At 68.4% G+C, this 14,377-nt stretch carries 12 protein-coding genes; 9 read left to right on the plus strand and 3 right to left on the minus strand.

Going from position 1 to position 14,377, the window contains the following annotated elements; all coding sequences use genetic code 11:
• Window positions 1-59 precede the first annotated feature (59 nt).
• From H5398_RS03910 to pstB, 8 genes are all read left to right on the plus strand, one after another.
• The gene (locus H5398_RS03910; protein WP_370585695.1) at window positions 60-713 is read left to right on the plus strand and encodes a winged-helix domain-containing protein; all 654 of its coding nucleotides are present in this window, start codon (window positions 60-62) and stop codon (window positions 711-713) included.
• A complete protein-coding gene (gene mshD, locus H5398_RS03915) occupies window positions 703-1,560 on the plus strand; it encodes a mycothiol synthase (RefSeq protein ID WP_182782189.1) in 858 nt (285 codons plus the stop codon). The genes H5398_RS03910 and mshD overlap by 11 nt, the downstream gene beginning before the upstream one ends.
• Window positions 1,561-1,566: 6 nt before the next feature.
• On the plus strand, window positions 1,567-3,645 hold the full coding sequence (locus tag H5398_RS03920; protein WP_182782188.1) for an RNA degradosome polyphosphate kinase: 2,079 nt from the start codon (window positions 1,567-1,569) through the stop codon (window positions 3,643-3,645).
• Window positions 3,642-4,514 (plus strand): NUDIX hydrolase, encoded by an 873-nt coding sequence (locus H5398_RS03925; RefSeq protein WP_182799091.1) that lies wholly within the window; start codon window positions 3,642-3,644, stop codon window positions 4,512-4,514. Before H5398_RS03920 ends, H5398_RS03925 begins: the two co-directional genes overlap by 4 nt.
• A gap of 201 nt (window positions 4,515-4,715) precedes the next feature.
• Window positions 4,716-5,813, plus strand: coding sequence for a phosphate ABC transporter substrate-binding protein PstS (gene pstS / locus H5398_RS03930; protein WP_182799092.1), 1,098 nt, complete (start codon window positions 4,716-4,718; stop codon window positions 5,811-5,813).
• A gap of 107 nt (window positions 5,814-5,920) precedes the next feature.
• Complete coding sequence (gene pstC, locus H5398_RS03935; RefSeq protein WP_182782185.1) at window positions 5,921-6,925, plus strand: phosphate ABC transporter permease subunit PstC; 1,005 nt, start codon at window positions 5,921-5,923, stop codon at window positions 6,923-6,925.
• A complete protein-coding gene (gene pstA / locus H5398_RS03940) occupies window positions 6,925-7,989 on the plus strand; it encodes a phosphate ABC transporter permease PstA (RefSeq protein ID WP_182799093.1) in 1,065 nt (354 codons plus the stop codon). Before pstC ends, pstA begins: the two co-directional genes overlap by 1 nt.
• Window positions 7,990-8,007: 18 nt before the next feature.
• Window positions 8,008-8,787: a phosphate ABC transporter ATP-binding protein PstB gene (pstB, locus tag H5398_RS03945; protein WP_182782183.1), complete on the plus strand. Its 780-nt coding sequence runs from the start codon at window positions 8,008-8,010 to the stop codon at window positions 8,785-8,787.
• A gap of 778 nt (window positions 8,788-9,565) precedes the next feature.
• Here pstB and H5398_RS03950 read toward each other — a convergent pair.
• From H5398_RS03950 to H5398_RS03960, 3 genes are read right to left on the minus strand one after another with little or no spacing between them, the layout of a single operon-like run.
• Window positions 9,566-10,450 carry a sucrase ferredoxin gene (locus tag H5398_RS03950; RefSeq protein ID WP_182799094.1) on the minus strand — a complete coding sequence of 295 codons (885 nt, stop codon included), beginning with the start codon at window positions 10,448-10,450 and terminating at the stop codon, window positions 9,566-9,568.
• Between the two features lie 36 nt (window positions 10,451-10,486).
• The gene (locus H5398_RS03955; RefSeq protein WP_182799095.1) at window positions 10,487-11,701 is read right to left on the minus strand and encodes a glycoside hydrolase family 3 protein; all 1,215 of its coding nucleotides are present in this window, start codon (window positions 11,699-11,701) and stop codon (window positions 10,487-10,489) included.
• On the minus strand, window positions 11,702-13,108 hold the full coding sequence (locus H5398_RS03960) for a mycothione reductase (protein ID WP_182799096.1): 1,407 nt from the start codon (window positions 13,106-13,108) through the stop codon (window positions 11,702-11,704). It abuts the gene before it with no gap.
• Between the two features lie 89 nt (window positions 13,109-13,197).
• Here H5398_RS03960 and H5398_RS03965 point away from each other — a divergent pair, with 89 nt between their 5' ends.
• Window positions 13,198-13,959: an SDR family oxidoreductase gene (locus tag H5398_RS03965; RefSeq protein WP_220489119.1), complete on the plus strand. Its 762-nt coding sequence runs from the start codon at window positions 13,198-13,200 to the stop codon at window positions 13,957-13,959.
• Window positions 13,960-14,377 lie beyond the last annotated feature (418 nt).

Genomic DNA, 14,377 nt, shown 5'->3' on the forward strand with positions numbered 1-14,377 from the left:
GCCGGGAGTCCCGCGGCGTTACGATGAGCCAGTCACTCGACCGGAAGGAGGTCTCCCGCGTGAGCAATATTCTCTTCGTCTCGGAAGGGGAACCCCCGGTGGAGCTGACCCTGCTGAGCCATCACGTGACACAGGTCACCTCCGCCGCCCAGGCGTTGGTGGAGGCGGAGGCGGTGGCGGTGGTGATGGTCGACGGCCGCACGGATCTCGCAGGGGCGCGCTCAGCCTGCCAGACCCTGGCCAAGAGCGGCGGCACACCCGTCCTCCTGCTCGTGGCCACCTCCGGGTTGGCGGTCCTGTCGCCGGACTGGGGCTTCAGCGACTTCGTCGCGGCGGGCGGCGAGCCCGCGGAGCTGGACGCCCGCCTCCGCATCCTGGCCAAGGCCAACGTCGATCCCGATGTGCTGACCGCCGGCCCCATCCGCGTCGATGGCGCGGCCTATTCGGCCAGCCTCGACGGCGCCCCCCTGGACCTCACCTACACCGAGTTCGAGCTGCTGCGCTACCTGATGCAGCACCCCGGGCGGGTACTGTCGCGGGAAACCCTGGTCAGCCAGGTCTGGGGCTACGACTACTACGGCGGGACCCGTACGGTGGACGTCCACGTGCGCCGTCTCCGGGCCAAGCTCGGCCAATACGACTACTACATCGGCACCGTACGCAACGTGGGCTACCGGTTCGCCAGCTCGAGGGAGGGACACCGTGCTGATTAGCCTCAACACGTTGACGCCGACGATGCAGGACGCGCTGAGGCGCCTCGTCGCCGCCATCACCGAGCACGACGGCATCTCACCCCTCAACGAGTCCGGCTCGATGGGCATCGACGGCACCCGCGAGGCAGACTTCTTCTTCATGGGATCGCGCTCGGACCCCCACGGGTTCGTGGTGTGTGACGAGCGCGACGGCACGCTGCTCCTGGGCGTGCATCCCGCCCACCGCTCGGAGGGGGTGGGCGCCGCGCTGTTGACGGAGGCGCTCCGGGCCCACCCGGACTCCGCCGTGTGGGCGTTCGGCACTCTGCCCGGCGGTGACGCACTGGCGAGGCGCCTCGGGTTGACACCGGTTCGCACGCTGCTGCGCATGGAGCGCCCCCTCCGCAGCGACGAACCGGGGGGGCAACTCCCCGAGGGCTACCGCATCGTCACCTACACCCCGGATCGGGCCGCAGCGCTGCTGGCGCTCAACGCACGGGCTTTCGCGCACCATCCGGAGCAGGGCCGGCTCACGGCGAAGGAGTTCGACGACCTGACCCGCCAGCCCTGGTTCGACGCCGCTGGATTCTTCGTCCTGTTGCACGGCGACGACGTGGTGGGCCTGCACTGGACCAAGCGGCACGGCGACGCCTTGGGTGAGGTCTACCTCATCGCCGTCGACAAGGCCCACGAAGGCAAGGGGTTGGGGCGCGCCCTGCTGGCACACGGCCTCGCGCACCTGGCCGCAGCGGGTGACCGCACCGTCCAGCTCTACGTGGAGGGCGATCAGGACAGGGTGGTCCGGATGTACCAGAATGCTGGCTTCCGGATCGCCCAGACCGACACCAGCTACCGCCTCGAGAGGTGAGGGACATTGAGTGAGACCCCGCTACCCACGGACCGCTACCTAGATCGCGAGATCTCCTGGCTTCAGTTCAACGACCGCGTCCTGGATCTCGCCCGGGACCGGGACCGCATCCCGCTGATCGAGCGGGCCAAGTTCCTGGCCATCTTCTCCTCCAACCTGGATGAGTTCTTCATGGTCCGCATCGCGGGCCTGAAGCGTCGCATCGCCGCCGGCGTCGCCGTCCCCACCGTCACCGGCAAGATGCCGGGCGAGTTGCACTCCGAGCTGCTGGGCAAGGTGGCCGACCTGGTGGTGGAGCAGTCGCGCGTCTTCCAGGAGGTGATCCGGCCCGAGTTGGCCGCCGAGGGCATCCAGATCCTCCGGTGGGATCAGCTGACGGCCTCCGAGAAGGACAAGATGCGCGCCCTGTTCGCGGAGCGCATCTTTCCGGTCCTCACCCCGCTGGCCGTGGATCCGTCGCATCCGTTCCCCTACATCTCGGGGCTGTCGATCAACCTGGCGGTCCTGCTGAAGAACCCACAGACCGGTGGGCGGCAGTTCGCGCGGGTCAAGGTGCCGCCGGTGCTGTCGAGGCTGGTCAAGTTGGCCGAGGGCCGCTTCCTGCCGCTGGAGGAGATCATCTCCCGTCACCTGGGGCAGCTGTTCACCGGCATGCAGGTGATCTCGCACACCACATTCCGGGTGACCCGCAACGAGGACATCGAGGTGGAGGAGGATGACGCGGAGAATCTCCTCTTCGCGCTGGAGAAGGAACTCCTCCGCAGCAAGGTGGGCCGCCCGCCTGTGCGCCTCGAGGTGGAAGAGGGCATCGACGAGCACATGCTGGCGATGCTGATGGCCGAGCTGGACGTCCACGACAACGAGGTGTTCCGGCTCTCGGCCCCGCTGGACCTCACTGGCCTGTTCTCGCTGGCGGACTCGCAGCGCGAGGACCTGAAGTACCCCAACTTCCTGCCCATCACGCACCCTGATCTCGCGGAGGTGGAGAGCGCCAGCCCCGCGGACATGTTCAAGTCGCTCAAACTGCGCGACGTGCTGGTCCAGCACCCCTACGACTCGTTCGCCACGTCTGTGCAGCGCTTCATCGAGCAGTCGGCGGCGGATCCTGCCGTGCTGGCCATCAAGCAGACCCTGTACCGGACCTCAGGCGACTCTCCCATCGTCGACGCCCTCATCGAGGCCGCCCAGGCCGGGAAGCAGGTGCTCGCCGTCGTCGAGATCAAGGCCCGCTTCGACGAGCAGGCCAATATCGGCTGGGCCCGCAAGCTCGAGAAGTCGGGGGTGCATGTCGTCTACGGCATGCTGGGCCTGAAGACACATTGCAAGCTCTCCCTGGTGGTGCGCGAGGAGTCCGACGGGCTGCGCCGGTATGCCCACATCGGCACCGGGAACTACAACCCGAAGACCGCGCGACAGTACGAGGACATGGGACTGCTGACGTCCAACCCCGTCATCAGCGACGACGTGGCCCGGCTCTTCAACCACCTCTCCGGCATGACGCAGGAGACCAACTACCGCCGTCTGCTGGTGGCGCCCCACGGCATCCGCCAGGGGCTGCTCGCCTACGTCGACGGGGAGATCGCCAACCACCTCGCCGGCAAGGTCTCCGGCATCAAGATCAAGGTCAACTCGTTGGTCGACGAGGCTCTCATCGACGCTCTGTACCGCGCCTCTCAGATCGGCGTTCCCGTGGATATCTGGGTGCGGGGCATCTGTACCATTCGCCCGGGTGTCCCCGGCCTGAGCGACAACATCCGCGTCCGCTCCATCCTCGGCCGGTTCCTGGAGCACTCGCGGGTGCTGTGGTTTGCGGGGGGTGGCAGACCGATCGTCGGCATCGGGTCCGCGGACATGATGCACCGCAACCTGGACCGCCGGGTGGAAGCGATCGTCGGCATCAGCAACCCGGCCCACGTGAAGCAGGTGGAGGACCTCTTCGAGATGGCGTTCGCGGACAGCACCGTCCACTGGGAGCTGACCGACGCAACCTGGACGGCGCACACCACTGACGACGCGGGTACCCCGCTCCTGGACCTCCAGGAGTGGCTCATCCAGCAGACAGCGGCCCGACGCTCCTCGCGATGACCAAGAGAGCCAAGATCCGGGCCGCCGGAGCCGTCGTCCTGCGCGGCTCCGGCGATGACTCCGAAGTCCTGCTGATCCACCGCCCCCGCTACGACGACTGGTCGCTGCCGAAGGGCAAGGGCGAGGCCGACGAGTTGGCGCCGCAGACGGCAGTGCGGGAGGTCTTTGAGGAGACCGGAGTGGTGATCCGGCTGGGCCTACGGCTGCCGACGATCCGATACCAGCTCCAGAAGGGGCCCAAGTCCGTCGAGTACTGGCGCGCCGAGGTGCTGGAGGAGATGCCACGCGAACCCGATGCCGAGGTGGACAGGGTGCGTTGGTTCCGGATCGACAAGGCGATGCGGCGGCTCACCTACGCCGACGAGCGCAGGGTCCTCTCGGCCGCCCTCCTCACGCAGCGCACCACCCCGCTCCTCCTGGTCAGGCACGCCAAGGCCATGCTTCGCAAGGATTGGACAGGCCCGGACCAGGAGCGACGGTTGGCCGGTCGCGGCAGGCGCCAGGCGAAGGAACTCGCCCAGCTGTTCTCGGCGTACGGCATCGAGAGCCTGGTGTCGTCGTCCTCGACGCGCTGCGTGGACACGTTGAGGCCCTACGCGGATCAGCGTGGCCTCACCATCGAGACCCTCGATGTGCTGACCGAGGAGAAGGGCACCGTGCACCCGGACGAGGTCACCTCCTACACTCGTGAGCTGTTCCGGACCTTTGAGGTGCCCACCGCGCTGTGCGGGCACCGGCCGGTCCTCCCGGCGATGTTCAGCGGCGTGGATCTCTCGCCGCGGCCAATGGTGGTCGCGGAGGTGGTCGTGGTGCACCGCGACGACGCCGGCGACAAGGTGGCCGTCGAGATCCACAAGCCCACCGCTTGACGGCATCCCGCGACCCCCCCCCAATTACCCGATCGTGGGGTTCGCCGCGTGAGAACTCGACCACCGTTCATCTTCTGTTAACCGAACTGGACTCATCGCGTTACTTCGATTCTTTACCGTCCGATGCAGGAACGAACCGAAACACATCGAGTTCCGGGGCCGCACGCAAGCCCCACCCCCCTCTCGGAAGGCACTCCCCGAATGAAGATTCGTCTGACCGCTGCTCTCGGCCTCTCTGCCGCGCTCCTCCTGTCGGCCTGCGCGGCCAACGAGGGCACCACCACGCCGGACACCACTGATTCCGCCACCGCCGATTCCTCGGCCGTCTCCACCCTCGAGGGCACCCTCGCCGGCAAGGGCTCCTCCGCCATGAACTCCGCGCAGACCACCTGGATCGCGAAGTTCCAGGACGCCAACCCGGGCATGACCGTCAACTACGCGCCCGACGGTTCCGGCGCCGGCCGCGAGGCCTTCATGGGCGCAGGCGTGGACTTCGCCGGCTCTGACCGCGCCTTCACCCTTGAGGAGAACGTGGCCGGCGCCTCGTCGCTGTGCGCCGATGACTCCATCGCCTACAACCTCCCGATCTACGTCTCACCCATCGCTGTGATCTTCAACCTCGAGGGTGTCACTGAGCTCAACCTCAACCCCGACACGCTGGCCGGCATCTTCAACGGCTCCATCACCAAGTGGAATGACCCGGGCATCGTCGCCACCAACGAGGGCGTCGAGCTCCCGGACATGGACATCACCCCCGTGCACCGCTCGGATGACTCGGGCACCACCGAGAACTTCACCGACTACCTCAACAAGACCGCCCCCTCCGTGTGGACCAACGAGGCCGACGGCGAGTGGACCTACGAGGGCGGCGAGGCCGCCAAGGGCACCTCCGGCGTCGTCGCAGCCGTCACCGGCGGCACCGGCACCATCGGCTACGCCGACTCCTCGCAGGCCGGGGAGCTCGCCGTCGCCAAGATCGGTGACGACAACTTCTACGGCCCCACCGCTGAGGACGCCGCCGCCGCGGTGGACGTCTCCCCGATGGAGGAGGGTCGCGAGGCCAACGACCTCGCGATCAACCTCGACCGCAGCGCCGAGGGCTACGGCATCGTGCTGGTCGCCTACGGCATGGCGTGCGCGGAGTACGCGGATCCGGCCAAGGCCGAACTGGTGAAGGCGTACCTCGGGTACGTCGCCTCCGAGCAGGGCCAGCTCGACGCGGCCGAGGGTGCGGGCTCCGCTCCCCTGGCCCCCGCCCTGCGCGACAAGGTGCTTGCCGCCATCGACTCGATCAAGTGATCGTAGGATCCCAGTAATCCCAGGAGTCGCGCCTCTCGTTTGCGGGAGGCGCGACTCTTAGGGCTCAGGGCAGCCGCCCGGCCCCATCGGTCAACAGCAGGAGAACCATGTCGACGACGGACGCGGAGGCGCCCACCACGCCGCAGAAGGACTCGCTCCCCCACCGGGAGGACGAGAGTCACGCCCTCCACCACAGCAGCAAGCGATTCGGGGACAAGCTCTACAAGGCGATCTCCACCGGATCCGGCACCCTGATCCTCGTGATCCTCGCCGCCGTCGCCACGTTCCTCGTCGGGTTGTCGATCCCGGCGCTGACCGCAGACGCCGAGGACCTGCAGTACGGCGAGTTCTGGAGCTACGCGCTCCCCTTCGCTTTCGGCACCGTCTGGGCCGCCTCGCTGGCGATGGTGTTCGCTGTTCCCGTGGCGATCGGGATCGCGCTGTTCATCAGCCACTACGCCCCACGGAGGCTCGCAGCCGGTCTCGGCTACATCATCGACCTGTTGGCAGCAGTGCCGTCGGTGGTCTTCGGCCTGTGGGGCATCAACACCCTGGCCCCGCTGATGCGCCCCATGTACGTATGGCTGGCGGACAATTTGGGACCGCTTCCCGTCTTCGGCTGGTTCTTCTCCGGTCCGGTCTCCGGCACGGGTCGCACCGTTCTGACGGCTGCCGTCGTGCTGGCAGTCATGGTGCTGCCCATCATCACGGCCATCTCACGCGAGGTGTTCCTGCAGACCCCGCGGCTTCACGAGGAGGCGTCACTCGCCCTGGGCGCCACCCGCTGGGAGATGATCCGCCAGGCGGTGATCCCGTTCGGGACGCCCGGAATCGTCTCTGCGTGCATGCTCGGGCTCGGTCGCGCCCTCGGCGAGACGATGGCTATCGCCATGGTGCTCTCGCCCGCGGCGATCATCCACTTCCAGATGCTGACCTCCAGCAACCCCAACACCATCGCGGGCAACATCGCGCTCGCCTTCCCAGAGGCCTTCGGCCTGGGCATCAACCAGCTGATCGCGACAGGCCTCGTGCTGTTCGTCATCACCCTGGCCGTGAACATGACGGCGCGCTGGGTCCTGTCCCTGCGCAAGGAATTCTCGGGAGCCAACTGATGAGCGCCACCACATTGACCACGCGCACCAGCGAGTTGACCGCCGGCCAGCTGCCCCGCTTCACCACGCCCGCGATGCTCGTCGTCGCCTTCGCGGTCACGTCGGCGGTCCTGGCCCTCTTCAGCGCCGCGGGCATCGGCAGCGTCCTGATCATCGGCGTACTCGTCTTCCTGGTCGCCATGTTCGCGCTGTCCTGGTCGGTCGAGGGCATGCGCAAGGCCAAGGACCGCAACGCGCGCCACATCGTCACCGGCGCCTTCCTGATCGCCCTGTTCCCCCTGGTCTCCCTGATCTGGCAGACAGTGGCCAAGGGCCTCGAGCGGATGGACATCAACTTCTTCACCTACTCGATGCGCAGCGTCATCGGTGAAGGCGGCGGGGCTGTGCACGCCATCTGGGGCACGCTGATCGTCACCGGCATCGCCAGCCTGATCTCCGTTCCGATCGGGCTGTTCACAGCCATCTACCTCGTCGAGTACAGCGCAGGCAGCAAGCTGGCCTCGGCGATCCGTTTCTTCGTCGACGTGATGACCGGCATCCCGTCGATCGTCGCGGGGCTGTTCGCCTACACCGTCTTCAGCCTGATCTTCGGGCCTGGCACCAACAACGGCGTCTCCGGAGCGGTAGCCCTGTCGGTGTTGATGATCCCGACCGTGGTGCGCTCCACGGAAGAGATGCTGAGGTTGGTGCCCAACGAGCTGCGCGAGGCCTCGTACGCGCTGGGGGTGCCGAAGTGGCGCACCATCGCCAAGGTGGTGCTTCCCACCGCCCTGGCCGGCATCGTCACAGGCGTGGTGCTGTCCGTCGCACGCGTCATCGGCGAGACCGCCCCGCTGCTGGTCACCGCCGGCATCACGGCGTCGATGAACGTCAACCCGTTCTCCAACCCGATGGCCACGCTGCCCGTGTTCGTGTACTACCAGTACGTGACCCCCGGCATCCCCCAGGATCCCTTCTACGCCCGCGCCTGGGCAGGGGCCCTCACCCTCATTCTCATCGTCATGGGCCTCAACGCGATCGGTCGACTCATCGCGTGGAAATTCGCCCCCAAGTCCGGCCGCTGATCAGGAAGACGCAGGAAAATGTCCAAGCGAATTGAGCTCAAGGATCTCGACATCTACTACGGCAAGTTCCACGCCGTGAAGTCGGTCAGCATGACCATCGAGCCGCGCGCCGTGACGGCCTTCATCGGCTCGTCCGGGTGTGGCAAATCCACGGTGCTGCGGTCCATCAACCGCATGCACGAGGTGATCGACGGCGCCTACGTCGACGGCCAGGTGCTGCTCGACGGGGTGGACCTGTACGACAAGTCGGTGGATCCGGTGCGCGTGCGCCGCCACATCGGCATGGTTTTCCAGCGCCCGAACCCCTTCCCCACCATGTCGATCAAGGAAAACATCCTGGCCGGCGTGCGACTCAACAACGACAGGATGAGCAAGTCGGAGTCCGATGACCTGGTGGAGCAGTCCCTGAAGGGGGCCAACCTCTGGAACGAGGTGAAGGACCGCCTGGACAAGCCGGGATCCGGCCTCTCCGGCGGGCAGCAGCAGCGCCTCTGCATCGCCCGCGCGATCGCGGTGTCGCCGGATGTGCTGCTGATGGACGAGCCCTGCTCCGCCCTCGACCCCATCTCGACGCTGGCCATCGAGGACCTGATCAAGGAGTTGAAGGAGACGTACACCGTCGTGATCGTCACCCACAACATGCAGCAGGCCGCGCGCGTCTCGGACCAGACGGCGTTCTTCAACCTCAAGGCGCACGGGCAGCCGGGCGAGCTGATCGAGTACGGGCCCACCGAGAAGATCTTCCACAACCCGGATCAGAAGTCCACTGAGGATTACATCACCGGCCGCTTCGGCTGATCCCCTACCGCTCCGCCCACAGGTGTGAGCGTCGTGACGTTCCGCTGTCCTAGCCCCATGGTCGGGGGCCGCGTGTGCGGGGATCCGGGATCCGATGCCCGGACGGCCCGTGGTGGTCGAGTGAGTAGGGTCTCCGCGACTGACGAGGTGGTCGGGGCCTGCGGCGCTTCTGAGGGCCGCCCGGGCATCGGATCCCGGTTCCCCGCAGACTCCTTCTGTGGCGTGGCCGGGTCCGGGCGCCACTGGTCGGGGCGGCCTTGGGTCGGGATGGTCCTGGGCGGCATGCCAGCTGGGTGATCCTCGAGTTGGGCACCGCTGCGCAGTGCCGCCCCGACCACCGTCCCCCTGACGCAGAGGGCAACGCGCGCTCGCTGAGCTTCCGCGCTTCATCGTGGGGTCGATGGCGCCGATCGCCGATTTGAGATCCAGCGAAGGGCTGGCCACGCGAAGCGCCGACGAAGGCTTCGACGCGGTCGGCGGCGCTCCGCGCCCGACCCGCTCACCCACGGGCACGCGAGGTGTGCGCCAGGCGGCGGGGGGGGGGGGGCGGGGCCGGGTGGGGGGGGGGGGGTTGAGGGGCCCCCCCCCCGCGCCCCCCCCCCCCCCCCCCACCGGCCCCCCCCCCCCCCCCCCCCCCCCCGCCAACCCGACCACGACAGGCGACTCCGGCCAACCCGACCACGACACCCGACCACCGGCCAACCCGGCCCCACCACAGGCCCGCCGAACCGGGGCACGGCCACCGAACCCGACCACACGCCGGGCCTGCAGGTTGGGGCTAGTCCTGGACCGGCTCGACGGACCAGTACGTCATCGGCTCCGACTCCTTGCCGCAGCTCAGCGGCGCCTCGTCGCCCATGTCGATCCGCGACACCCGCACGATGACGCGACGCTCACCGTGGCGCACCTCCACCGCGTCTCCCTCAATCCGGCTGCCGAGGTCCTGAGAGCGAGCCGCTCCGAACCGGGCCAGCGCCCACGCCTCCGCCGCCTGCCGTTCCGGGGGCAGGTGGCTGCGTCCCCTGTCGCGGCGCTCACCGCCGGGCCAGAGCAGCCCGACGCCCGCGTCCCGGTACGCCGCGAGGGCCTCCCCCGCGACCATCCTCCCGAGCACCTGCCCCGTCGGCAGGAGGAGTGCGGTGGGCGCGAACCGGTGACCCCCCAGGTGGGAGCACTCCCACAACGACTCCACTCCCAGCTCCCCTTCGAGTTCCTCGAGGATGGGGCGGCCCTCCAGCGCGCAGCACCGGTCCCGCTTGGCGTGCGTGCACACGAGCAGCACCGGCTCAGCGACGGTGTCCTGTGGCGATGGCATGCCCGCCTGCCGCCAGCTGTCCAGCCACTCGACGAGTCCCTTGGCATCGCCCACCTCGAACCGCGTGAGCCAGCCCTCCTCGTCGAATCCTCCGGAGACGAGGACCGTGAGGGGGTCGTCGCCGACGGTGTTGCGCGCTGCCTGGCGGATCAGCAGCAGGCGGCCGCCCATCTCTTCGATCAGCCGCTCGAGCCGCGCCCCCACCGCCGGGTCAAGCGCTCGGGCGCTGGTGGCGGCCTTGGCGCCCCAGGGGCCGGGTGCCTCGAGGCAGACCCAGAAGTCCGCGCGGGCCGCGGTGCCCCAGGCGGGGAGACCGGCGGCGGACCACAGCACGGAGCAGCGCGACATGACCGTCAGCCTAGCCGTCGACGACGGGCGGGACGGTCAGCCGCAGTCGACGAGCCCCACTGAGGCCTTGAGCCGCAGGACCCGTTCGGCGGAGTCCAGCACGCGTTCACTGAAGTCCTCGTCTGTGGCCTCCCTGGCCGCGGTGGCGTCGATCATGGCGCTCATCAGGGTGGGATCGGCGTTGATGACGAGGTCACCGCCGGCGTCGAGGAAGCGCACCGCCCGGTCTGCCGGCGTGACCCCCGCCACGGATCGGGCGGCGCCGAGATCATCGGCGATGACCACGCCGTCGAAGCCCAGGTCGGAGCGCAACAGCTCCGAGATGATCACCTGGCTGAAGACGCCCTCCACGCCGGGGTCGAGCTGGGTGAACACCGCGGAGGAGATCATCACGGAGCTCGCGCCCGCCTCGATGCCCGCACGGAACGGCTCCAAGGAGGGGTGGTCGGCGGTGATGTCGTCGTCCGTGGCGGCGCCGAAGTCCGTGTTGGTGACCACCTCACCCAAACCGGGGAAGTGTTTGAGGGAGGTGGCGATTCCAGCCTCCCCCATCCCCTCGACGAACTCGACGACGGAGCGCGAGACCGTCGGTGCATCGTTGCCGTAGTTGCGAGACAGGAGCCCGATCGGCTCGTTGCTGCGCTGCTTGTCCGCCGGGACGACGTCTGCCACGGGCGCGAGGTTGTAGTGGACGCCTGCGATGCTCAACTGATCCCCCCACAGGCTGCTGGCGGCCCTCAGCTCGCCCTCGCTGAGCTCGCCCTGATCCGTGGCGGCCGGTATCGCATCGAACCCTTGGCCCCGGAGCCGTTGCACCTGTCCGCCCTCCTGGTCGACGGCGATCATCAGCGGGAGCTCGGCGGTGCCGAGGCTGCCCAGCTCTGCGGTCAAGGCGCGGATCCCGTCGACACCAGAAGTGGTGTTCCCCAGCAGCACCACTGACCCCACCCGGCCCAGCGAAATGGCGGAGCGGGTGGTCTGGTCCAGGCCGCCGGTCGAGACGCCCACCATGAAGAGCTGGCCCACCCTGGTGGGCCCGTCGAGGCCCTCGGCGATGCTGCGGCAGCTGGTGAGCGTGGGTGTGGGTTCAGGGGTGGGGGGCGGGGGCGACGCCTCTGTGGCCTGGGATGCGGCCGCCGGGGAGGCCTGGGTGGTTGTCATCGACGGCGGCAGCGTGGGGCCGGGTGCGCAACCGGCGGCGGCGAGAGCCGCCGCGCAGACCAGCGACAGCCGCAGAGATGGGGCCGGCATTCAGCGGTCCAGGTAGATGGGGTGGTGCGAGTCCACCAGACCCAGCAGCGCGTTCTCAACCACCTCGGGCAGCGCAGGATGGATCCAGTACTGTCCCCGCGACATCTGGGTCACCGGTAGCCCGAAGCTCATGGCCTGGATGAGGGGCTGGAGCAGTGTCGGCGCCTGGGGGCCGAGGATGTGCGCGCCGAGGAGGTGCCAGGTGTGGGGGTCCGCAAGAAGCTTCACGAAGTGGCCCTCGTCCTCCATGGCCCAGCCGTAGGCCACGTCCGCGTATCGCTGGCGCGCCACCACGAAGGGCACGCCCCATGCCTTCAGCTGCTCCTCCGTGGCGCCCACGCTGGCGATCTGGGGGTCGCTGAACACGGCGTGCGGCACGTAGCGGTGGTCGGTCTCGACGAGGTTGTCGGGGTGCAGGAGGTTGTGCTGGACGGTGCGCATCTCGGCGTTGGCGACGTGCTTGAGCAGGTAGTCCGACGATGCGTCACCCATCGCCCAGACGCCTCGCACGTTGGTGCGCTGCTGGGCGTCGACCTGAATCTGTCCATCCGCCCTGACGTTGATGCCGGCCGCGGCCAGGTCCAGCGCGTCCGCATTGCGCACCCGCCCGACGGCCAGCAGGAGTGCGTCTGCGAAGTACTCGTACTCGACGCCGTTGCGGTCCTTGGTGATCACAGTCATGGCCCCGTGACCGGCGGCCTCCAGGGAGCTGAGCTGCTGGTTGAGGCGCACATGCACCCGCCGCGACAGCTGGGCGGCGAAGTGTTCCGCCACTTCCCTGTCGTGATGGCGCAGCAGGACGTCCGAGCGGTTGATGAGGGTGACGTCTGTGCCGAGCGCTGAGAAGATGTGCGCGAATTCTGCCGCGATGTAGCCGCCGCCCACGATCACGAGGCGACGTGGCCGTTCGTCGATCCGCATGATGGTGTCCGACGTGTGGACCAGCCCCGCGACGTCATCGAGGCCAGGCACGTCGACGGTTCGCGGTCGTGATCCGGTGGCGATGACGATGTGGTCCGCGCTGATCCGGTCCTCTCCCACCTGCAGGGTCTGCGGTCCGACGAACCGGGCCTCGCCGTGGAAGACCGTGACGTTGCCGGAGCGCTCACGCCACTGCAGCCCACCGGCCGAGATGGGGTCGATGCGCCCGAAGATGCGGTCGCGGATGGCCTTCCAATCCGAGCCGCGGTACTGGAGATCGACGCCGAGGCGCCGTGCGTCGGAGGGCGCGGCGGCGTGGTCCGCCGGCAGCACGAACATCTTGGTGGGGATGCAGCCGCGATTCAGGCAGGTGCCTCCAAAAGTCTCGTCACGCTCGATCAATGCCACGTTCCAGGTGGCGAAGCGCTCGTCGATCAGCGAGTTCCCTGAGCCTGAACCGATGACCACCAGATCAAAATGCTGCATGGCGCCATTGTTCCATGGACGGGCCGTGGAGCAGTGGGTGCCGCCGCGCGCCGGGGTGGGGGTCGATCCCGGCCCGTAAGCTGGGGGCCATGAGCAGATCCTGGGCAGTGGTCACCGGTGCGTCGAGCGGTCTCGGGGTGGGGTACGCCGAGAGGTTGGCGGCCGAAGGCAACAACGTCCTTCTGGTGGCACGCCGACGTGACCTGCTCGAATCCGTGGCCTCCTCCATCCGGGCCACTTCGGGGGTGGCGGCGGAGATCTGGCCGGCGGATCTGACGGATCGGGATGAGCGCGCCAAGCTCGCGGCGCGGATGGCAGAGCTGGACGTGAGCCATCTGGTCAACAACGCAGGCTTCGGGACCATGGGCCACTTCAAGGACGCCTCCCCGGATCGGGTCAGCGACGAGATGGAACTCAACATGGTGGCTCTGACTGAGCTGACCAGGTCCGTTCTCCCCCACATGGTGGCGCGCGGCGCCGGGGCGATCATCAATGTGGCCTCCACCGCGGCCTTCCAGCCCATCCCCACCATGGCTGTGTACGCCGCCTCGAAGGCCTATGTGATGCGGTTCACGATCGCGCTCTGGGAGGAGCTGTACTCGACGGGGGTCCGCGCCATCGTGATCTGCCCCGGCCCCACGGACACCGAGTTCTTCGCCAACGCCGGCGACGACGGGGTCATGCGGCGTCGCCGGACCATCTCCCAGGTGGTGGAGACCACCTTTGCTGGGTTGCGTGCGCATCGGCCTTTGGTGGTCGACGGGCCACAGAACGCGGCGATGGCGTTGGCCACCCGTCTGGTCCCGGTGCATCTCCAGGCGCGGTTCGCGCGGATGGTGGCCACCAGCTGAACGGCTGGTCATCGGTGAGCCCCACCTGGGGGCTGCCTGTCCGAGCCAAGTGATCCCGTCGAGACAGCAAGGGTGGGGGACGGCAGGGCGGCACTGCGCAGCGGTGCCCAACCCGACGACCACCCAACCGGCATCCCGCCCAAGCAGACCCGGCCCCAACGCCGCCCTGCCGGCCCGCACCCGGGACAAGGCAACGCCACATGAGGACCGAGTGCGGGGAGACGGGAGGCGATGCCCGGGCGGCCTCACCACCCGACCACCGACCCGGCTGACCGGAACATCGAGACCATGGACAACGGCCGCCCGGGCATCGACTCCCGGCTCACCGCACCCGACCACAAGAACTGCGTCAAGGTGGCAGTCACGACCCTTCGAGACGGTCCACGCCGCTCCGCGGGCGGCCCTCCTCAGGGAGCGA

It is taken from the genome of Tessaracoccus sp. MC1679 (assembly GCF_014164775.1).
Taxonomy (GTDB): Bacteria; Actinomycetota; Actinomycetes; order Propionibacteriales; family Propionibacteriaceae; genus Arachnia.

Coding starts and splice junctions, on each gene's coding strand:
- H5398_RS03950 (WP_182799094.1), bottom strand. CDS start 10,450: ATGTCGCGCTGCTCCGTGCTGTGGTCCGCCGCCGGTCTCCCCGCCTGG.
- H5398_RS03925 (WP_182799091.1), top strand. CDS start 3,642: ATGACCAAGAGAGCCAAGATCCGGGCCGCCGGAGCCGTCGTCCTGCGC.
- H5398_RS03965 (WP_220489119.1), top strand. CDS start 13,198: ATGAGCAGATCCTGGGCAGTGGTCACCGGTGCGTCGAGCGGTCTCGGG.
- pstB (WP_182782183.1), top strand. CDS start 8,008: ATGTCCAAGCGAATTGAGCTCAAGGATCTCGACATCTACTACGGCAAG.
- H5398_RS03960 (WP_182799096.1), bottom strand. CDS start 13,108: ATGCAGCATTTTGATCTGGTGGTCATCGGTTCAGGCTCAGGGAACTCG.
- pstC (WP_182782185.1), top strand. CDS start 5,921: ATGTCGACGACGGACGCGGAGGCGCCCACCACGCCGCAGAAGGACTCG.
- pstA (WP_182799093.1), top strand. CDS start 6,925: ATGAGCGCCACCACATTGACCACGCGCACCAGCGAGTTGACCGCCGGC.
- pstS (WP_182799092.1), top strand. CDS start 4,716: ATGAAGATTCGTCTGACCGCTGCTCTCGGCCTCTCTGCCGCGCTCCTC.
- H5398_RS03955 (WP_182799095.1), bottom strand. CDS start 11,701: ATGCCGGCCCCATCTCTGCGGCTGTCGCTGGTCTGCGCGGCGGCTCTC.